This window comes from Massilia cavernae, assembly GCF_003590855.1.
Taxonomy (GTDB): domain Bacteria; phylum Pseudomonadota; class Gammaproteobacteria; order Burkholderiales; family Burkholderiaceae_D; genus Telluria_A; species Telluria_A cavernae.
In genome coordinates this window covers 1-20183 of the sequence record NZ_QYUP01000023.1, presented here as the reverse complement: position 1 = coordinate 20183, position 20183 = coordinate 1, and the positions used below count along the sequence as shown (strand labels likewise).

Annotated in this window: 17 protein-coding genes and 2 pseudogenes; 7 read left to right on the top strand and 12 right to left on the bottom strand. The window is 64.2% G+C overall.

What is annotated here, in order from left to right:
- Positions 1-343 (top strand): annotated as a pseudogene (locus D3872_RS02820) (hypothetical protein); the annotation flags it as partial.
- A gap of 15 nt (positions 344-358) precedes the next feature.
- Here the strand turns inward: D3872_RS02820 and D3872_RS02815 are convergent.
- Positions 359-772, bottom strand: a complete 414-nt coding sequence (locus tag D3872_RS02815; protein WP_119809381.1) for a gamma-butyrobetaine hydroxylase family protein — start codon at positions 770-772, stop codon at positions 359-361.
- Positions 773-891: 119 nt separating this feature from the next.
- Between D3872_RS02815 and D3872_RS02810 the strand changes: the two genes are divergently transcribed.
- The gene (locus D3872_RS02810) at positions 892-1908 is read left to right on the top strand and encodes an RNA-guided endonuclease InsQ/TnpB family protein (protein ID WP_119809380.1); all 1017 of its coding nucleotides are present in this window, start codon (positions 892-894) and stop codon (positions 1906-1908) included.
- Here D3872_RS02810 and D3872_RS02805 read toward each other — a convergent pair.
- The 5 genes from D3872_RS02805 to D3872_RS02785 form a co-directional block, all read right to left on the bottom strand.
- The gene (locus tag D3872_RS02805; RefSeq protein WP_119809238.1) at positions 1896-2159 is read right to left on the bottom strand and encodes a hypothetical protein; all 264 of its coding nucleotides are present in this window, start codon (positions 2157-2159) and stop codon (positions 1896-1898) included. The genes D3872_RS02810 and D3872_RS02805 overlap by 13 nt on opposite strands.
- A gap of 32 nt (positions 2160-2191) precedes the next feature.
- Positions 2192-3604 carry an IS66 family transposase gene (gene tnpC, locus D3872_RS02800; protein ID WP_119809239.1) on the bottom strand — a complete coding sequence of 471 codons (1413 nt, stop codon included), beginning with the start codon at positions 3602-3604 and terminating at the stop codon, positions 2192-2194.
- 144 nt (positions 3605-3748) lie between these two features.
- Positions 3749-4186, bottom strand: coding sequence for an HIT family protein (locus tag D3872_RS02795; RefSeq protein ID WP_119809379.1), 438 nt, complete (start codon positions 4184-4186; stop codon positions 3749-3751).
- On the bottom strand, positions 4183-8211 hold the full coding sequence (locus tag D3872_RS02790) for a DUF3683 domain-containing protein (protein ID WP_119809378.1): 4029 nt from the start codon (positions 8209-8211) through the stop codon (positions 4183-4185). The genes D3872_RS02795 and D3872_RS02790 overlap by 4 nt, the downstream gene beginning before the upstream one ends.
- 332 nt (positions 8212-8543) lie before the next feature.
- Positions 8544-9038, bottom strand: coding sequence for a YqaA family protein (locus D3872_RS02785; RefSeq protein WP_119809377.1), 495 nt, complete (start codon positions 9036-9038; stop codon positions 8544-8546).
- A gap of 194 nt (positions 9039-9232) precedes the next feature.
- Here D3872_RS02785 and ilvA point away from each other — a divergent pair, with 194 nt between their 5' ends.
- The 5 genes and pseudogenes from ilvA to rapZ all read left to right on the top strand — a co-directional run bounded on the left by ilvA (position 9233) and on the right by rapZ (position 14573).
- Positions 9233-10768: a threonine ammonia-lyase, biosynthetic gene (gene ilvA / locus D3872_RS02780; RefSeq protein ID WP_119809376.1), complete on the top strand. Its 1536-nt coding sequence runs from the start codon at positions 9233-9235 to the stop codon at positions 10766-10768.
- A 32-nt stretch (positions 10769-10800) separates the two neighbouring features.
- Positions 10801-11631, top strand: coding sequence for an NADPH-dependent 7-cyano-7-deazaguanine reductase QueF (queF, locus tag D3872_RS02775; protein ID WP_119809375.1), 831 nt, complete (start codon positions 10801-10803; stop codon positions 11629-11631).
- A gap of 445 nt (positions 11632-12076) precedes the next feature.
- A pseudogene (locus tag D3872_RS02770) lies at positions 12077-12558 on the top strand (PTS sugar transporter subunit IIA).
- A gap of 52 nt (positions 12559-12610) precedes the next feature.
- A complete protein-coding gene (gene hprK, locus D3872_RS02765; protein ID WP_119809374.1) occupies positions 12611-13546 on the top strand; it encodes an HPr(Ser) kinase/phosphatase in 936 nt (311 codons plus the stop codon).
- A 163-nt stretch (positions 13547-13709) separates the two neighbouring features.
- On the top strand, positions 13710-14573 hold the full coding sequence (rapZ, locus tag D3872_RS02760; protein WP_119809373.1) for an RNase adapter RapZ: 864 nt from the start codon (positions 13710-13712) through the stop codon (positions 14571-14573).
- Between the two features lie 142 nt (positions 14574-14715).
- Here rapZ and D3872_RS02755 read toward each other — a convergent pair whose 3' ends face one another.
- The 6 genes from D3872_RS02755 to D3872_RS02730 all read right to left on the bottom strand — a co-directional run bounded on the left by D3872_RS02755 (position 14716) and on the right by D3872_RS02730 (position 19927).
- Positions 14716-15798, bottom strand: a complete 1083-nt coding sequence (locus tag D3872_RS02755; RefSeq protein WP_119809372.1) for an enoyl-CoA hydratase/isomerase family protein — start codon at positions 15796-15798, stop codon at positions 14716-14718.
- Positions 15799-15914: 116 nt separating this feature from the next.
- The gene (locus D3872_RS02750) at positions 15915-16445 is read right to left on the bottom strand and encodes a CHRD domain-containing protein (RefSeq protein WP_229459126.1); all 531 of its coding nucleotides are present in this window, start codon (positions 16443-16445) and stop codon (positions 15915-15917) included.
- Positions 16446-16726: 281 nt separating this feature from the next.
- On the bottom strand, positions 16727-17452 hold the full coding sequence (locus tag D3872_RS02745) for a TorF family putative porin (protein ID WP_182915655.1): 726 nt from the start codon (positions 17450-17452) through the stop codon (positions 16727-16729).
- Positions 17413-18723, bottom strand: a complete 1311-nt coding sequence (locus tag D3872_RS02740) for a S8 family peptidase (protein ID WP_119809369.1) — start codon at positions 18721-18723, stop codon at positions 17413-17415. Before D3872_RS02740 ends, D3872_RS02745 begins: the two co-directional genes overlap by 40 nt.
- Positions 18720-19184 (bottom strand): hypothetical protein, encoded by a 465-nt coding sequence (locus D3872_RS02735; protein ID WP_147373769.1) that lies wholly within the window; start codon positions 19182-19184, stop codon positions 18720-18722. The genes D3872_RS02740 and D3872_RS02735 overlap by 4 nt, the downstream gene beginning before the upstream one ends.
- A gap of 173 nt (positions 19185-19357) precedes the next feature.
- The gene (locus tag D3872_RS02730) at positions 19358-19927 is read right to left on the bottom strand and encodes an RNA polymerase sigma factor (protein ID WP_119809367.1); all 570 of its coding nucleotides are present in this window, start codon (positions 19925-19927) and stop codon (positions 19358-19360) included.
- Between the last annotated feature and the right edge of the window lie 256 nt (positions 19928-20183).

The following is a 20183-nucleotide window of genomic DNA, read 5'->3' as shown; positions in this document are numbered from 1 at the left end:
GCGGCGGCGACCCGATGTTCCCGAGGCCGGAGCTGGCGGCGCGGTACGAAGAGCGGGCGCAGCGCAAGCTGGCATCGATGGGCGACTCTCGGCGCGCTCGGCGCTGACTATTCATCGTGGGACGGCCAACCTGACTCAGAAGTCACGGCCGGTGTTCGTGCTGGGCGTGGATGCGCCGGATGGCACCAACGCCGACAAGCATGATTTGCAGTTCACGCGGGCTTATTACGACAGCTTGCCGGAGGAGGTACACAGGCACTTGGCGTGCCGGGTGGTGGATAAGCTGGAGCCGATCGTGCAAGGTCACACGATCGAGGGCTTGAAGATGGGGCAGGCGGGGTAAAACCCGCCGCCAATCCTAATGATTGTGGCCGCACCCGCGCGCTATCGGCGCACCTGGGATCGTGGTACCTGGCTCGCGGCCGGTGTCGCCTTCGAAGCCGGCCGCGTGAAGGCGCTGCATGTAACCGGCCCACAAGGCGTCCTGCTCCGTGCCCAGCTTGTGCAGATACTCCCACGTGAACAGGCCCGAGTCGTGCCCGTCCGAGAACGTCGGCTTGACCGCGTAATTCCCCACCGGCTCCAGCGCCGTCACCTGCACGTCGCGCTTGCCCAGCTGGAGCACTTCCTGCCCTGCCCCGTGTCCGCGCACCTCCGCCGACGGCGAATACACACGCAGGTATTCGAACGGCAGCGAGAACGCGCTCCCGTCGTCGAACGCGATTTCCAGCACGCGCGATTTCTGGCGGACTGTCAGCTCAATCGGGGTCATCAGATTTGCTCCGAGAAATCTCGTCCTTCAGGACAAGGAGTGAGAGGGGCCGACTGCGCAGCAGTCGATGCCTTGGTTTTAAGAGTGGAACCATGGTCGACAACTGCTGTCGAACCTGGATGAAACTGGTTTACCGCTACCGCGTCAAGTCCCTCACCGGCTTGCTGAACAAGCAGGCCCGGGCAGTCAACTTCGTCTGGAACTACTGCAACGACAGGCAAAAGGACGCGCTGCGTTTCGGTCGCAGCTGGCATACCGGTTTTGATCTGATCAAGCTCACCACGGGATGCAGCAAGGAGCTTGGCCTTCACTCGGGTACGGTCAACGACGTATGCCAGCAGTACGCCAGGTCGCGCTCCCAGTCGCATCGGCCTTACCTTCGCTATCGCGGCAGGAAGACCTTGGGTTGGGTGCCGTTGAAAGGACGTGAACTGAAACGCGAAGGCAATGCCTTCCGCTTCGCCGGCAATACCTTCCGCGTGTTCTATTCGCGCGCCCTGCCCGAGGGCAAGATTACCGACGGGTCCAACTTCTCGCGCGACCGGCGCGGCAACTGGTTCCTGAATATCGTGCTTGAAGTACAGACGCCGCCTGCCCGCTTGCCGGTGCGCGGTGTCGGAATCGATCTTGGCCTGAAAGACCTGGCCACATTGAGCGACGGCAGCCGCATTGCGGCGCCGCACCTCTATCGTGCCAGCGAGGCGGCGCTGGCGGTGGCCCAGCGCGCCCGCAAGAAGAAGCGGATCGCGGCGCTCCACGCAAAGATTGCCAATCGCCGCCGCAATTTTCTGCACACCTGCACCAGCGCCATCGTCGGCGCGTTCGACTACATTGTGGTCGGCAATATCAATGCAGCGGCTCTCGCCAAAACCAGCATGGCGAAGTCCGTCTACGATGTCGGCTGGTCGTCCTTCCGTACACAACTGGCGTACAAGGCTGTTAAGCATGGCGCCTGGTTTGAAGAAGTGAACGAAAGCTTTACCACCCAGATCTGCTCGGATTGCGGCGCTGTGCCCGATTCGCGGCCGAAAGGTATCGCAGACCTTGGAATAAGGGAATGGCATTGCTGTGATTGCGGAGCGGTACACGATCGTGATCTCAATGCTGCACTAAACGTAACTGTTCAGCCTGAATGACCAAAGCAATCCGCGTCATTCGCATCGGTGAAAGCGATGTCGCCTGGTTCGGCCTCCGCAATGCATTCCCACAGCCCGTCTTGATGCAGCGCGATCGAGTCTGCATTTCGCAAGTAGAACTCATCGGAATGCAGGCCGTCGATCAGGACCGGACGACGCACGCGCTTTTGTTTTCCGTTGATGAAGATAGTCATGAACTGCGCCTTCTCCCTCTTCTGGGCGGCGGTCAGTTTGCGCTTCGGTTTGGCCATGGGATTGATTGCGATTGCTGACTGTTCGGCCGCTACGCAGCTGGCATGATCGGATCGCCAGCAAATGCGCGGCGCAGCACTTCCAACATGCTGTATCCCTGTTTGCGTAGCGTGTCGAGGCAGGAGCGAATGATGCAGAAATTGTCGGCGCCAGCAATGGTGCGGAAGCAGCCCGATATTTTTTGCTTGACCTTGGGCATGCGGACGGCCCGTTCGGCAATATTGTTGGAGAACGGAACGGTCGGATCGGCGATGAAGCGCAAGATGGCGTCGGCGTGCAGCCGGAAGCGGCGCAGCAGGTTGTGGGCGTCGGACTGTTTGCAGCGACCGGATTTTCCGTCGGGCTTGAGTTGGGGAGGGTTCAGTTGTTCGCCTTGGCGCACGATGTCGTTGTAGACGGTGGTGAAGGCGGCGATGGCATCGGCATCAAATGGCCGGCCCTGCTGTCGCGCCGCCGCGCTCAGTCGTTGGGCGTTGAGCAGCAGTTCCGTCATGGCGGTCGGCCATTGCTGGCCAGTCACTTCCTGCGCATACACCAGTTCTCGAAGGAGATGGGCATTGCACAAGGCATGCAGGCCATCGTCGAGTTTCCAGTATGGGGCCCAGCAATCATGCACCAGAACGCCGATGCGTTTGGGGAGAATGCCATGCGCGACGATGGCGTCCAAGCCGCGCTTTGCGTGCATGCCATACCAGGTCAGTTCCGCCGTGGCCGCCACATGCATCCAGTGCAGTTTGCCGTCGACGCGCAAGCCCGATTCGTCGGCGCACAGCACTGGCGCGTGGTGCAATTGCCGCGCTATCAGGTCGGCTGTGCCCTGCAGGGCCAGGCTCGCTTCGCCAACCCAGGCAAGCAGGGTTGCCGGCGACACAGACAAGCCCGTCATCTCGCCAATCAACTCGGCGGCGCGGGCATATGGCAGCATCTGGCCCTGGGTCAGATGCACCCCCAGTGCGCGCACGTTCGGGCCGTATTGCGCGAGGTCGCCGACCGCAGCGGGGAAGACGCTGTCGTGCCGCTGACCGCAGGCGCAGACCACCGTGTAGACACGGTGTTCCACCACCTCGAAACACATCGTCGGCACATCGAATACCTGACGGCGCTCCAGCACGTGCGCCTGTTCGAGCGCCAGCGCACTGTGGCAGCGGTTGCAATGCGACGGCGGAGGATGATCCTTCGTGCTGGTGGGCTCGGCCACCCGCTTGAGGGTACTGCCTTTATGGCCCGGCTGGCCGCCAACCGCCTTGCCCGACTTGCCGCGCAAGGAACTGGTCTTCTGCTTCTTGGCCAGTCCATCCGAGGATGGTGGCTTGCTCGAATTCTGGCTGTTCATGCCCAGCTTTGCTTCGACCGCATCCAAGCGCGAAAACAGCGCGTCGATGAGTCTGTCCTTGTCCTGATGGGACAACTGCGTGAGGTCGGGACGGGGCGGTTTCGGTGGCATGACAACATGATGCGGCAACTGTACAAAGTTTACAACCGCTGATTGCTTCGGTCATTCAGGCTGAACAGTTACCACTAAACATTCTCCGTCGCGGACGTGCGACGCTAGTTGTAGGAATCCCCGTCCTTAAGGTCGGGGAGGACGTCAAGGTCGTTCCTCCATGCGGCGCGCAATCTCGGCGGCCAGTTGCGGCAGCAGCGCACGCCGCTGCGCCAGCACATTTTCATCCGTCGTGCGCACCGCCGGCGCCCACACAGGGCTCGGGAACTGCGCATCGTCCGCGTAGCGCGGGATCAGGTGCCAATGCAAATGCGGCACCATGTTGCCCAGGCTGGCGAGGTTGACCTTGGCCGGCTTCATGATGTCGACCAGCGCCTTCTCGACGCGGTACACCGCGTCATTGAGCAGCGCGCGGTCTTCCGCCGGCAGGTCGCTCATTTCCTTGACATGCTTGTTCCAGATCACGCGGCAGAAGCCCGGATAGGCCGCATCGTCGACGATGATGACCGACAGCTTGTCGTCGCGGTACACCGTCGGCACCGCCAGCTCGCACAGCTCGCACGGCAGCGGCTGTCCGGTCATACCAGCACCCGCTCGATACCGCCGTTGTTGGCGCGTGCGACGTAGTCGGGCAGCCAGTTCTCGCCCAGTTTGTGGCGCGCGATCTCGACGACGATGTAGTCGGCCGTGGTGTTGGCGTCGTCGTTGTAGCGCGACAGGCCCTGCAGGCAGGATGGGCAACTGGTCAGGATCTTGACGTCGCCGCCGAAGCCGTCGGTACGCAGCTTGGCCGCGCCCTTCTCCATTTCGTCTTCCTTGCGGAAGCGGACTTGCGTCGCGATGTCCGGACGCGATACACCGAAGGTGCCCGACTCGCCGCAGCAGCGGTCGTTCTTCTCGATCTTGACGTTGTCGACGGTCGATACCAGCGAGTTCACGGTCTTCACCGAATCCTGCAGCTTCATCGGGTTGTGGCAAGGCTCGTGGTACATGTAGCGCGTGCCGGTGACGCCTTCGAGCTTGACGCCCTTCTCGAGCAGGTACTCGTGGATGTCCATGATGCGGCAGCCAGGGAAGATCTTGTCGAACTCGTAGGTCGCCAGCTGGTCGTAGCAGGTGCCGCACGACACCAGCACGGTCTTGATGTCGAGGTAGTTCAGCGTATTTGCCATGCGGTGGAACAGCACGCGGTTATCCGTCATCATCTTGTCGGCCTTGTCGTACTGGCCGACGCCGCGCTGCGGATAGCCGCAGCACAGGTAACCCGGCGGCAGCACGGTCTGCACGCCCACTTCCCACAGCATCGCCTGCGTCGCCAGGCCAACCTGCGAGAACAGGCGCTCCGACCCGCAGCCCGGGAAGTAGAACACCGCTTCGGTATCGGCATTGGTCGCCTTCGGATTGCGGATGATCGGGATGACCTTGTCGTCCTCGATGTCGAGCAGCGCGCGCGCAGTTTTCTTCGGCAGGTTACCCGGCATCTTCTTGTTGATGAAGTGGATGACCTGCTCGCGCACCGGCGGCTTGCCGGTGGTCGGCGGCGGCGCCTTGGTCTGCTTCTTGGCGAACTTCTTGAGCACCGTGTTACCCAGGCGCTGGGCCTTGAAGCCCCAGTCGATCATCGCCTTGCGGGTGGCGTTGATCGTGGTCGGGTCGGTGGCGTTCAGGAAGAACATGCCGGCGGCGGCCGCAGGCTTGAAGCTCTTCTTGTCCATCTTGCGCAGCAGGTTACGCATGTTCATCGACACGTCGCCGAAGTCGATGTTGACCGGGCATGGCGTGACGCACTTGTGGCACACCGTGCAGTGGTCGGCCACGTCCTCGAACTCTTCCCAGTGGCGGATCGACACGCCGCGGCGGGTCTGCTCTTCGTACAGGAAGGCTTCGATCAGCGCCGACGTCGCAAGGATCTTGTCGCGCGGGGAGTACAGCAGGTTCGCGCGCGGCACGTGCGTCGTGCACACCGGTTTGCATTTGCCGCAGCGCAGGCAGTCCTTGACGCTGTTGGCGATCTCGCCGATATCGCTTTGCTGCATGATCAGCGATTCGTGGCCCATCAGGCCGAACGACGGCGTGTAGGCATTGCGCAGGTCGGCGTTGAATTCAGGGTTGTTGAGCAGCTTGCCCTTGTTGAAGCGGCCTTCCGGATCGACCCGCTCTTTGTAGTCGCGGAAACCGGAGATTTCGTCTTCGGTCAGGAACTCCAGCTTGGTGATGCCGATGCCGTGTTCGCCCGAGATCACGCCGTCCAGCGAACGCGCCAGCTTCATGATGCGGCCGACCGCTTCGTGCGCGTCCTGCAGCATCGCGTAGTCGTCGGAGTTGACCGGCAGGTTGGTGTGGACGTTGCCGTCGCCCGCATGCATGTGCAGCGCGACGAACACGCGCGAGCGCAGCACGCGCTGGTGGATCGCGGTGGCTTCGTCGAGGATCAGCTTGAACGCGGCGCCGTTGAAGATGTGGCGGAACGGTGCGCGGATCTCCTGCTTCCACGAGATGCGCACAGTGCGGTCCTGCACCACGTCGAACAGCGTGGCGCCCGGCTGCTGCACCAGGCGCGCGTCGAATACTTCGGCCGGCTGCTGTACGCCCAGTTCGACCAGGCGTTCCTTGACGGCGGCCAGCGGCTGGTCGAGGTTGTCCAGCGTGAAGGTCCAGCGGTCGCGCGCGGTGTCCAGAACGGCCAGCGCCTGCTGCTCGCGGTCGCCCAGGATCTCGGCTGCGCCGACGCCTTCGCCCGCGGCATCGTCGCTCTTCGCCACCGGCAGATGGCCGGCCGCGATGAAGTCGCGCAGTGCCGCTACCAGCTGCAGCTTGTTCTTGATCGACAGCTCGATGTTGATGCGCTCGATGCCGTCGGTGTACTCGCCCATGCGGTTGAGCGGAATGACCACGTCTTCGTTGATCTTGAAGGCGTTGGTGTGCTTGGCGATGGCCGCGGTGCGGGCGCGGTCGAGCCAGAATTTCTTGCGCGCTTCCGGGCTGACGGCGACAAAGCCTTCGCCGACGCGGGTGTTCGCGAGGCGCACCACTTCGGATGCGGCCACCGCCACGGCGTTTTCATCGTCGCCGACGATGTCGCCAAACAGCGCCATCTTCGGCAGCACGCCGCGCTTCGATTTGGTGGCGTAGCCGACCGCGCGCAGGTAGCGCTCGTCGAGGTGCTCCAGGCCGGCCAGGCGCAGCGTGGAAAAGGCTTCGCCGCCCTTGGCAGGCAAGCCGTCGAGGTAGTCCTTGATTTCGACGATCGACGGAATCGCGTCGCGCGCCTGGCCGAAGAATTCGAGGCAGACGGTACGCGTGTGCTTCGGCAGCTTGTGCAGGATCCAGCGCGCCGACGTAATCAGGCCGTCGCAACCTTCCTTCTGGATGCCCGGCAGGCCGGCCAGGAACTTGTCGGTCACGTCCTTGCCCAGGCCTTCCTTGCGGAACACGCGGCCGGCGATTTCGAGGATCTCGGTCTTGAACGGTTCGCCCTTGGCGGCGCCGCGCGCGTTCGGATGCGTCCATTCGAGCTTGAAGCGCGCCAGCGGGGTGTCGTGGATCTTCGACAGGTTGTGGTCGATGCGGGTGACTTCGAGCCAGTCGCCGTTAGGGTCGACCATGCGCCATGAAGCCAGGTTGTCGAGCGCAGTGCCCCACAACACGGCCTTCTTGCCGCCCGCGTTCATGGCGATGTTACCGCCGATGCAGGACGCTTCGGCCGAGGTCGGGTCGACCGCGAACACGAAGCCGGCGCGTTCGGCGGCGTCGGACACGCGCTTGGTGACCACGCCGGCGCCGGAGTAGATGGTCGCGTATTCGCGGTCCACGCCCGGCAGCATCGTCATTTCGACCTCGCCCAGCGAGATCAGTTTCTCGGTGTTGATCACGGCCGACATCGGCGTCAGCGGGATCGCGCCGCCGGTGTAGCCGGTGCCGCCGCCGCGCGGGATGATGGTCAGGCCAAGTTCGATACAGCCTTTCACCAGGCCGGCCATTTCGTCTTCGGTATCCGGCGTCAGCACCACGAACGGGTATTCGACGCGCCAGTCGGTGGCGTCGGTCACGTGCGAGACGCGCTTGATGCCGTCGAAGCGGATGTTGTGCTTGTCGGTGTAGCGGCCCAGCACCTTGGTGGCGCGCTTGCGCAAGTCGTAAGTCGCACGGAATTCGGCGCCGAAGTCTTCCACCGCGCGGGTGGCGGCCTTCAGCAGCTTTTCGACCGCGTCGCTGCGCGCCTGCGCTACTTCCGGGGCGGCTTCCTCGCCGCCGGATGCATCGACCGCGAGGCGGCGCTTGTCCACTTCGGCCAGGCGGTGATGCAGCGCGTCGATCAGTTCCTGGCGGCGCTTGGGGTTATCGAGCAGGTCGTCCTGCAGGTAGGGATTGCGGCGGACCACCCAGATATCGCCCAGCACTTCGTACAGCATGCGGGCGGAGCGGCCGGTCTGGCGCGCGCCGCGGAGTTCGTCGAGCAGCTTCCACGCTTCTTCGCCCAAAAGGCGGATCACAATTTCGCGATCGGAGAACGAGGTGTAGTTGTAAGGAATTTCGCGCAGCCGGGTGGGCGCGGCGCCGTTCGATGTTTCCGAAAGCAGTGCCTGGATTTGTGCGGGGGCGTTCATGTATCGTGGATTGTCAGACTGACCCTGGGAGGATCATTCTATCGTATTGCGTTGCACAACGCGGGCGGAGGGTCGGTTTTGGCAACCAGGTCCAAAGTCCCGCACCATCAAAACAATGAACAATCGTCATTTTGTGCAAATATTATTTGCAATTAAACTTAAAAATACATGGTTTATTTGCACATCAGCATATGCATGCCGCATATCGTTGGGACGTAGGGTGGATAAGCGAAGCGGTGTAGCAGGTGTTTCGAATCGCATGCGATTCGCCTGCGAAACGGTATCCGCTTGCAAGCGGATACTCCTTAGCGAAGCATCCACCGAGGTATCTCTCACCCGCCCAGCATCTGCCCCAACTGCTTCCAGAACCCGTCCGGCACGTACAGCAGCACCGCGGTCATGGTCAGGTAGCGCATGAACTTCCCGATCGCCATGTAGAAAACGCTTGGCCAGAACGGCAAGTGCAGCCACCCTCCCAGCGTGCACAGCGGGTCGCCCACCGCCGGCACCCACGACAGCAGCATCGCCTTCGGCCCGAAGTGCGCCAGCCATTTGAACCATACCGTTTCCCGTTCCTTGGCAAAGGCCACCTTGGCACGGTAGCCGATGAAGTAATCGACCGCGCCGCCCAGCGTGTTTCCCAGCGTGGCGACCAGGATCGCCGGCCAGAACATCGCCTCGTTGGCCTTCACCACCGCGAACACGGCCGGCTCGGACCCGAGCGGCACCAGCGTGGCGGAGACGAAGGAAATGAGGAAGACCGAAGTCAGGCCAACCGCAGGTGCGGCCAGCACTTTGAGCAGCCAGAGAACTGCGGACTCGATCATGGGGGGCTTAAGACGGCTTGTGGAGCGTCCATTATAATGAGGAAAACCTATCGCAATGACACGATAGGCAGCGCCCGCAACCCGGCGCCGCCTGCCGCACTGCACGCCTCGGCCAAACGCCGATCAGGACAGTCCCACGCGTCACTCACGAATGCATTCCGGTTCCCCGGCCCAGAACTTATCATTTGCAGACCATGACTACCGACTATCTCAAGAAAATCCTGACCGCGCGCGTCTACGACGTCGCCGACGAAACCCCGCTGGAGCTGGCGCCCACGCTGTCGGAACGCTTCGAGAACCGCATTTACTTCAAGCGCGAGGACATGCAGAGCGTGTTCAGCTTCAAGCTGCGCGGCGCGTACAACAAGATGGCCAACCTGTCGCCGGCGCAGCTGAAGCGCGGTGTGATCTGCGCCTCGGCCGGCAACCACGCCCAGGGCGTGGCGCTGTCCGCCGGCCGCCTCGGATGCCGCGCGCTGATCGTGATGCCGACCACCACGCCGCCGGTGAAGATCGAAGCGGTCAAGTCGCGCGGCGGCGCGAACGTCGAAGTGGTGCTGCACGGCGAGTCGTACACCGACGCCTACAACCACGCGTTGACGCTTGAACGGGAACAGAAGCTGACCTTCGTGCACCCGTTCGACGATCCGGACGTGATCGCGGGCCAGGGCACCATCGGCATGGAGATCCTGCGCCAGCATTCCGGCCCGATCCACGCGATCTTCGTGGCCATCGGCGGTGGCGGCCTGATCGCCGGCGTGGCGGCTTACGTCAAGCAGATCCGCCCCGACATCAAGATCATCGGCGTGCAGACAATGGACTCCGACGCGATGGCGCGCAGCCTGAAGGCGGGCGAGCGCATCACCCTGGCGGATGTCGGCCTGTTCTCGGACGGCACCGCTGTGCGCCTGGTGGGCGAAGAGACCTTCCGCCTCGCGCAGCAGTACGTGGACGAGGTGATCATCGTCGACAACGACGCCATCTGCGCCGCCATCAAGGACGTGTTCCAGGACACCCGCAGCATCCTCGAGCCGGCCGGCGCGCTTGCCATCGCAGGCGCCAAGGCCTACGTCGAACGTTCGGCGATGAGCAAGAACCCGGTGCGCAACGAGACCCTGGTGGCGATCGCCTGCGGCGCCAACATGAACTTCGACCGCCTGCGCTTCGTGGCCGAACGCGCCGAAGTGGGCGAGTCGCGCGAAGCCGTGTTCGCGGTGACCATCCCCGAGCAGCGCGGCAGCTTCCGCCGCTTCTGCGAACTGGTCGGGCCGCGCAACGTCACCGAGTTCAACTACCGCATCAGCGGCGAGCGCGAGGCGCACGTGTTTGTCGGCGTGCAGATCGGCAGCCGCGGCGAATCCGGCCTGCTGGCGCGCACCTTCGAGCAGCACGATTTCAAGACGCTCGACCTGACCCACGACGAACTGGCCAAGCTGCACATCCGCCACCTCGTCGGCGGCAAGAGCTCGCTGGCGCACGACGAGCTGCTGTATCGTTTCGAATTCCCGGAACGCCCGGGCGCATTGATGCGCTTCCTCGCCAGCATGGCGCCGAACTGGAACATCTCGCTGTTCCACTACCGGAACCAGGGCGGCGACGTGGGCCGCATCCTGGTCGGCCTGCAGGTGCCGGCGGGCGAGATGGCGGACTTCCGCGACTTCCTCAACACCCTCGGCTACCGTTACTGGGACGAGAGCGCGAACCCCGTGTACAAGCTATTCCTGGGCTGAGCGCACGCAGCCATTTTTACATTGAACGAGAGATGAACAACACCGCTGACCAATCCCCGCTGGGCAAAACCTCCGCCTACCAGACGCAGTACGCACCGGAGCTGCTGTTCCCGATCCCGCGCCAGCAGAAGCGCGACGAGTTGAACCTGACGGGCGCCCTGCCCTTCTTCGGCGTCGACATCTGGAACGCGTACGAACTGTCGTGGCTGAACATGCGCGGCAAGCCGCAAGTGGGGATCGCCACCTTCACGGTGCCGGCGGACTCGCCCAACATCATCGAGTCGAAGTCGTTCAAGCTGTATCTCAACTCGTTCAACCAGACCCGCCTGGCCAACCCGGAGGCGCTGGTCGAACTGCTGCGCGAGGACGTCACCGCCGCTGCCGGCGCGCCGGTGCACGTGTCGCTGACGCTGCAGGAGAACTTCGGGTCGCTGAAGATGGGCGAGCTGGAAGGCCTGCTGATCGACCGCCTCGACGTCGAGATCGACAACTACTCGCCGACGCCGGCCCTCTTGAGCACCGTGAAGGGCGAGCCGCCGGTGTCGGAGACGCTGGTGTCGCACCTGCTCAAGTCGAACTGCCTGGTGACCGGCCAGCCCGACTGGGGCAGCGTGCAGATCCAGTACGTGGGCGACCAGATCGACCAGGAAGGCCTGCTCAAATACCTGATCGGCTTCCGCGAGCACAACGAGTTCCACGAGCAGTGCGTGGAGCGCATTTTCGTCGACATCATGCGCCAGTGCGCGCCGCAAAAGCTGGCGGTCTATGCGCGCTACACGCGCCGGGGCGGCCTCGACATCAACCCATGGCGCACCAATTTCAGCAGCGCCCGTCCCCCCAACCTGCGCAACGCGCGTCAATAAGCGCCCCACTGAGCAAGGTCAACGCGAGCGATCGGCACCCGGAACGCGCGTTGACCGGGTTGCCGCGCGGGAATATGGTGATCGAGGAATCGGTGGTGCCGTACCGCCGGCGCAACAGCCGGCTGCCCTTGATTTCCCGCAAATCAGTGCCACATCAGTATCAGGCGACAATACGGACACAAGAACGCCGACGAATCGCTGGATGAAACGGGTATGCATTCAAATAATGCTCGGCAAACAACGTATTTTTCAATCGGAAATTTGCAGCGCATGTGCATTTGCCGTTGATAATTACATCATGCCGCTTAACGTGGTACAGTTCTTCTGGATGATCGTGCGAAGCACCCACAACAGGCTCAACGAATTCGAATTACACGGCCGTAAAACAGGCCTATAATTCTGGCTCGCAAGCACCTTTGTGCATTGCAACATCACACATAGTGTCATGACCAATCTTAGCAAAATCCTGTTGCCCGAAAACGTGCTGCTGGACCTCGAAGTATCGAGCAAGAAACGCGCATTCGAGCAAGCCGGGCTCATCTTTGAGAACAACTGCGGCATCGCCCGCTCGACCGTGTCGGACAACCTGTTCGCGCGCGAACGCCTCGGCTCCACCGGCCTTGGCCACGGCGTCGCAGTGCCGCACGGGCGCATCAAGGGCAGCAAGAGCCTCAAGTCGCCGCTGGGCGCGTTCGTGCGCCTGGCCGAACCTATCCCGTTCGAATCACCCGACGGCCAGCCGGTCAACCTGCTGTTCTTCCTGCTGATCCCGACCACGTCACCCAGCAGCACCTCGAAATCCTGTCCGAGATCGCCGAGATGTTCTCGGACGATGCGATCCGCACCGCGCTCGCCACCGACCCGGATCCGAAGTCGGTCCATGCCCGTATCTCCAACTGGCAACCTTCCTTGCAAGCCTTGGGTTAAACTTGTTGCTCCGGGTGCATCCTCGCGCCCTTACTTCAATAAAGACCCGTTCATGCTGCAAACTCCGCTGACCATCCAACGGCTGTACGACGACAACCGCGAATCCCTGGAGCTTGGATGGTTTGCCGGCTTCCCCGGCGGCGAGCGGCTGATCTCGGGGGACGTGGCGTCGGCCGCCGACCAGGTCGGCCACCTTAACCTGATCCACCCCGGACGCATCCAGGTGTTCGGGCACCAGGAACTGGCCTACTACCACCGCCTCAGGTCGAGCTCGCGCCAGCACGTCATCACCGAATTGATCGGCGGCGGCCCGCCGGCGCTGGTCATCGCGCAGGGCCTCGACACGCCGCCCGACATCCTCGCCATCTGCGACGAGCAGAACATTCCGCTGTTCTCGACGCCGCTGCCTGCGGCGCAGGTGATCGACTTCCTGCGCGTGTACCTGTCGAAGAAGCTCGCGCAGCGCATCATCATGCATGGCGTGTTCATGGACGTGCTGGGCGTGGGCGTGCTGATCACCGGCGACTCGGGCCTGGGCAAGAGCGAGCTTGGCCTGGAACTGATCTCGCGCAGCCACGGCCTGGTGGCCGACGATGCGGTCGAGTTCTCGCGCATCGCGCCGAACATGATCGAGGGGCGCTGCCCGCCGCTGCTGCAAAACCTGCTGGAAGTGCGCGGCCTTGGGCTGCTCGACATCAAGGCGATCTTCGGCGAGACCGCGGTGCGCCGCAAGATGCGCCTGAAGCTGATCGTGCACCTGGTGCGGCGCGGCGCGGCCGACGAGGAAGTCGAGCGCCTGCCGTTCATGTTCCCGACCGAGGACGTGCTTGGCCTGCCGGTGCGCAAGGTAGTGATCCCGGTGGCGGCGGGCCGCAACATCGCGGTGCTGCTGGAAGCCGCGGTACGCAACACCATCCTGCAACTGCGCGGCATTGACACCTTGCAGGAGTTCATGGAGCGCCAGCGGCAAGCAATGACAGGCGACTAGTATTGCAAGGAGTCCTGCCTTGCAAGGCAGGACCGTTCCGCAGGCGCGGAGCGGTGCTCCGCGAATTCCCTGCTGCACCTATGACAGGCGACTAGTATTGCAAGGAGTCCTGCCTAGCCGCAACACCGAGCGCAACTCATGCTGTTGGGGTATCATCAAGGGCATGCGCATCGTACTCATTACAGGTATTTCCGGCTCCGGCAAGTCGGTCGCCCTCAATGTTCTTGAAGACGCTGGCTACTACTGCGTCGACAACCTCCCGCCCGCCCTGCTGCCAAGCCTGGTGGACGCGCTGGTCGCCGACGGCGCCGCCAAGCTGGCCGTCGCGGTCGATGCGCGCAGCGCGCAGTCGCTGGTAGGACTGCCTGCCAATGTAAAACGGCTTTGCGACGAAGGGCATGACATCAGGATCATGTTCCTCACTGCGAACACGCATTCGCTGGTCGCGCGCTTCTCCGAAACGCGCCGCAGCCACCCGCTGTCGCACCAGCTGCGGCCCGACGAAAACCCGGCCTCGCGCCGCACGCTGATCGAATGCATCCTCGAGGAACGCGAGCGCCTGTCGGCCATCGAAAAGCTGGGGCACGTGATCGACACGTCGGAACTGTCGGCCAACAAGCTGCGTGCGTGGATCACGGAACTGGTGGAGATCGAGCGTGCGCCGATGACGCTGTTCTTCGAATCGTTCGCGTTCAAGCTGGGCGTGCCGCTGGATGCGGACTTCGTGTTCGACGTGCGCGCGCTGCCGAATCCCTACTACGACCTGGCGCTGCGGCCGATGACCGGCAAGGATGCGCCGGTGATCGCCTTCCTCGATGCGCAGCCAAGTGCGGCGGAACTGCTGAACGATATCCGCACGTTTGTGGAAAAGTGGCTGCCGTCGTTCAAGACGGACAACCGCAGCTATCTCACGGTGGCGCTGGGGTGCACGGGCGGGCAGCACCGGTCGGTGTACATGGCCGAACGGCTTGCCGCGTATTTCAGCCCGACCGAGCGCGTGGTGTTGAGGCACCGCGAGCAGTCGTAAGCGTTACCAAAAAAACCGTATCGATACATGTAGGGCGGATAAGCAGAGCGCATCCGCCGAATTTGCACGCGCCGTGATGACGTGAACGTTCGGCGGATGCGCTACGCTTATCCGCCCTACGACGGCTTCGATATAGTTCGTTTTACAAGTGCCGCAGCGGGTGCGCGCTCGCAGGCCACACCGGTTTGAAGAAGCGTTCCACCATCTCCGGCGTCACCTCCTCCAGGCTGGCGGGATTCCACTTCGGCAGGTTGTCCTTGTCGATCACCAGCGCGCGTACGCCTTCCAGCACTTCGCCATGCTCGAAGTTGTGCCTGACCATCGTGCGCTCCATGCGCAGGCAGCCCGCCACGTCCTGCTTCGCGCCGCGCGCCAGCAGTTCATGCGTTACGCACATCATCAGCGGCGAGCGCTGGCGCATCGCGCCCAGCGCCTTCTGGAAGAACGCGTCCACGTCCTTCACCAGCGAGTCCATCACCGCCGGCACCGAACCCGCGCCGAAATGGCGGTCGATGCCTTCGCGCTTCGCTTCCAGCGTGCTGGCGCCTGCCTGGCCCTTGAACGGCGCCGCAAACGCCTCGATGGCCGCGCGCAGCTGCGCACCCGGCGTCGACGCGATCAACTCCTTCAGCGCGCCCATCTGCGCCTGCGGCACAAACAGGTCCGCCAGGCCCACGTACAACGCGTCGGCGGCGCCGATGGTCAGGCCGGTAAGCCCAAGGTAGTTGCCCAGCTGTCCCGGCGCATGCGACAGGAAATGGCTGCCGCCGACATCCGGGAACAGGCCGATGTTCACCTCCGGCATGGCCATCCTGGTGCCTTCGGTCACGATGCGGATGCCGCAGTCAGGCCCACCCTGCGCGATGCCCATGCCGCCGCCCATCACCACGCCTTCCATCAGTGCGACATAAGGCTTCGGGTAAAAATGGATCAGGTGGTTGAGCGCGTATTCCTCGGTGAAGAAATCCTCCAGCAGCGCGCTGCCGCCCATCGGCGTGGCGTTGCCGACCTCGTGGAAGAAGCGGATGTCGCCGCCCGCGCACAGGGCTTTCTCGCTGCTGCTCTGGATGACCACCGCGTCGATGCCGGCGTCATTGCGCCAGGATGCCAGCACCTCGGCAAGCGCGCGCACCATGTCCAGCGACAGGGAATTGAGCGCCTTCGGGCGGTCGAGGATGATGATGCCGGTGCGCTTGGCCACGCGGGTTTGGACGAATTCGCTCATGACGGAAAGGTGAAAGGTGGAGAGACCGATATTCTATCGGCAAACCGCACCTTCCAGAACCCGTCATGCGGTAGGGCGGCGGCCAGGAACCAGGAGGCCGCCGCCCATCCGTCCCGCTAATAAGGTTGGGGCGGCTGTCCGCTGGGATTGATCTGTCCGCGGACCTGTCCATTAGGATAGACCACGGAATGGATGTTGATGTAGTAATTCCCCGCACGTAGCGTAGCGAGCTGGGCTTCGGTCAGGGTGACCGTGGTGCCCCAGGCGCCGCTTCCCGGCGACGTTTCGGCCAGGGGGAAAATAATCGGGCCGTTGACGCCGATCGGAGCTTCATGAACATGCCCCGCGACGCCGGGCACCCCGCTGGTCGTCGCTGACACCGTCATCATGCGCGTCCCGGTGTCGACCGACACGGTGGCCGAGCCACTACCCGCAGTCGGATTCGGCGGCACTTCAGAGGCAGCGTTGAGCGTTGCAACGTACGTCTCAATCGTCGGCGGTGGCGTGGTTGGAGGAGGCGTGGTTGGCGGAGGCGTCGTCGGAGGTGGCGTGGTTGGAGGAGGCGTGGTTGGCGGAGGCGTCGTCGGAGGTGGCGTCGTCGGAGGCGGCTCGGTCGGGGGCGGCGTCCCCGCCGGCGGAACTGCCATATCGTTGTAGTCGCTGCCGCCGCAGGAAGCGAGGAGCGCCATGGCAATGGCGGGCAGGACTCGGATGAATCTGGTGCGGTGAAGTTTCATGACAGGCCTCTCAATCTGGATTGAAAGAAAGCGCACGCCTGCGTCAATCGCGGGCTTGGTCGCGGGCATTCCTTGTGTGACGAGGGTTTCAGGATGCTGAAACAGCGGCTTCACATACGGTTAATGCCACCACCGCGGTCGCAGGTTCACGTTCGGCGCTAATAAATTAAATGCGCCGAAGCCGTTGCCGTTCAGAAGGAATAAGTGGCGGTGACGGCCAATGCGCGCGGAGTCCGGAAGCCGTTCGCGGCGCGCCCGCTGCCGAAGGTGGTGGTGCCCAGCCAGGCCAGCTGGACGTTGCACGGACCGGCATCGACGCCGACCGCCAGCCGCACGTCGATGCGGTCGCGCATGGCCGCCGTGAGCCCGCGCAGGCCATGCAGTACGCCGACGTGGGCGATCAGGTTGATGCGTTCACCGATGGGATGGAAACCGTTGAGCTCCGCGTACGCCACGCGCCCGAAGTAGCCGTAGTAGGCCGGTGCGTAATACAACCGTGCGCTCAGGCGGTCGGAGGCCAGGCCAAGCCAGGTCTCGTTGTAGTTGTATCCCCGCAGGTCGGAAAAGACCGTGCTGCTGGCTCCGGCTTCCCAGCTCAGCCCTGAACGCAGCCGGTGCGCATAACCGCCGAACGCGACCATCTTGGCGACCCCGGTGCGTCTGGCCAGCGTAAGGCGCGGCGCAGCAAAGGCGCCGGCGTACCAGCCTTGCACGCCGTCCCACGACAAGCTTAGCTGTGGCGATGCACGGCCATCGCTGAGGGACTGGCCGCGCGCGCTGTATTCGGAGGTCAGCGAGACGCTGGCACTTGCCTGCCCGTGCGAGCTGTGCGCCGCCAGCATGGCGGCAGCTGCCGCCGCGATCCGCACCGCCCGGACTATGGACTGCTGACTTTCATCGCGGTAATAGGGGTACATGAACAGGCGCATGCTCCGGTAATGTGCGCGACGGTCGCGCACGCGTCGATGTTACCAGCTTGCGCCAGCGACGGCGCTTGAACGGCCGTGTTGGACAAGGGCCGTTTGACCTGCATCGTCAGGATCTTGCGGCGCAGTTGGCCCGAATCGATGGACGGGTCCAGCTGCGCCGCCAGCGCGGCCAGTCCGGCCACATGCGCCGCCGCATAGGACGGCCCCGAAACGAAACCCCAGCGCGCGCCGGGCGCCGTGGTCGGAATCCCGGAACCGGGCGCCAGCAGCGCCTTTGCGGGCGCGCTGTCGCTGGCGGCCGCGACCGCGATCACGCCTGGGTGCGATGCCGGAAAGCCGCCGTCGGCCCGCTGCGGATCCGCCGCGCCGACCACCACCATGCCGCGCACGGCGGCGACGTCGAGCAGCGATTGCAGCAGGCGGTCGCCCGGACCGCTCAGGCTGAGGTTGATGATTTTCGCGCCGTTCATGATGGCGGAATTGATCGCCTTGCCGAGCGTGAAGCTGTTGCAGCGCGTGGCGACGCCGTCGGGCCAGCAGGCGCGCAGCGCCAGCAGGCGCGCATCGGGAGCGATGCCGGCGATGCCGACGCCATTGCCGGCGCGCGCAGCGATGATGCCGGCGATCGCCGTGCCGTGCGCCTCCGCGGCATCCGGCGAAGCGGTCACGAAGTTCTCGCGCAACTGCACCTGCCCCGCCAGGTCGGGATGGGCGCCGTCGATGCCGCTGTCGATGACCGCGACGCGAACGCCGCGGCCGGTGCCGGACTTGTGCAGCTCGTCGAGCCGCCAGTACCTGGCAGCCGGCTGCGCGGCAAACAGCGGATCGCCGCCGTCGAGCGTATTGTAGGTATTCATCGGCTGGGCCCATACCACGCGCGGGTCGCGCGCTAGTGCCGCCAGCACCGGTCCGAGCGGGTCGCTGCCTTTGTGCTGCATGACGTAGCAATCGATGCCGATGACCGGCATCGGCCAGTCGTCGACCAGCTCCAGGCCATGGGCGCGCGCCAGCTGCTGCCCGGCGCGCCGCCGCGCGGCGCGGCCGCCGTCGTTGGGATAGCGGCCCGCATAGGCGGCGTCAGGATGAAAGTGCTGGGGTGGCAGGCGCAGCATCACAAGCACCTGGCGCGACGCTTCCGGCTGGACCTGCGCGGCCGTACCTGCCGGCGCCTGCTCCGCCATGGCGGCATCCTGCTGCAGCGCGCCGGCCGGCAGCGCGGCGCACAAGGCAAGCACGCCGGCGGCGGTGCGGATGTTCATGGCCTGCTCCTTGCCGCCATGGGCTGCGCCAGCGTCACGGCCGGCTCGGCGCGCATGCGGGCCAGCGCCGGCCCTGCCTGCCGCCCCGGTACCGCAAGCACCCAGGCGCCCGCCGCGGTCGGGCCGTCGATCACGCGCGCGCCGCTGGCCTGGAGGATGCGGCGCACGTCCCCTTCCGTCGTATCGGGCCGGAACATGAGCACCAGGTTTCCGTCTGCCGGCACCGCGGCCCCGAGGGCGCGGTAGTCGGCGGGATCGGCCGCCGGACGGGCCAGCATCAGTGCCAGGCCGGCGATCACGGCCAGCTGGGCCACCGCGGTCCAGCGCAGCCAGTTGCTGTTGGCCGCGGCCTTGCGGCGCCATTGTTCGAGCACCGTCACGCGGGCCGGCTGGGGTCCGAGGCGGGGCAGCAAGGCGGCGAAGGCGCGGTCGGAGTCGACAGCGGCGCCGGCCGGGGGCATGGCCGCGCGCAGCCTGTCCTGCCATGCGAGATCTGCCTGGCAGTGCGGGCACTGGTCCACATGGGCCCGGACCGCCGCAAATTCGGTGTTGCATGGCGTTGCGGACGGCAGCCAGGGCAGCAATTGCTGGGCCTGCTCGTGGGTGGCCGGTTCGGTTCGGGCGGCGTGGCTGTTCATGCGTTCTCCTCCATCTGTCCGGCCAACAATTCCTTGAGGCGCCGGCGTGCATGGAACATGCGGGTCTTGATCGTGTTGACCGGACAGTCCATGATGTCGGCGATGTCGGCATACCCCATGTCGTGGTGGTAGGTCAGCTGGACCACCGCGCGCTGCACGGCGGGCAGGTGCTCGAGTGCGGCGCCCACCGTTTGTTGCAGGCGGTGCAGGCACAGTTCGTGTTCCGGCTCGCCGGCGGCGTCGCCCGCGGCCAGGTCGGGATCGGCCTCCACCGGTTCGTCCAGACCCCTGATCGCCTTGCAAGCCTTGCGGTAGGCGATCGCGAAGATCCAGGTCGACGGCTTGCAGCTGCCGTCGTAGCTGTCCGCCTTTTGCCATATCACCAGCATGGTGTCGTTGACGATTTCCTCGATCAGTTGCACATTGCGCGTCATGCCGTTCAGGAAGCGCGTCAGGCGCGGAAAATAGCTGCGGTACAGCACTTCGAACGCATGCCTGTCCCCACCGGCGACCTGGCTGATCAGCCGGGCATCGCAAGCATCGACGGCGCCGCTACTGCCGTGCATTCCGCCCTCCTCCCTTGTCTGCCGTTAATGCCTCCGGGGCGCTGGATGGTTCAATCGCTTTTCAAGTATGCCACCGAGTGCGCGCACGCCGGCGCAGGATGCGAAAAAGGCGCCCTCGGGCGCCTTTCGCTGGTCTGACGGGGGGCGTTATGCCGCCGCAGGAATATCCGATTCAGGGATCCTCTTGATCGCCTCGTGATTGTGGTCCTGGAGTTTGTTCTTGTATTTCATGACCTGTCGGTCAAGCTTGTCGATC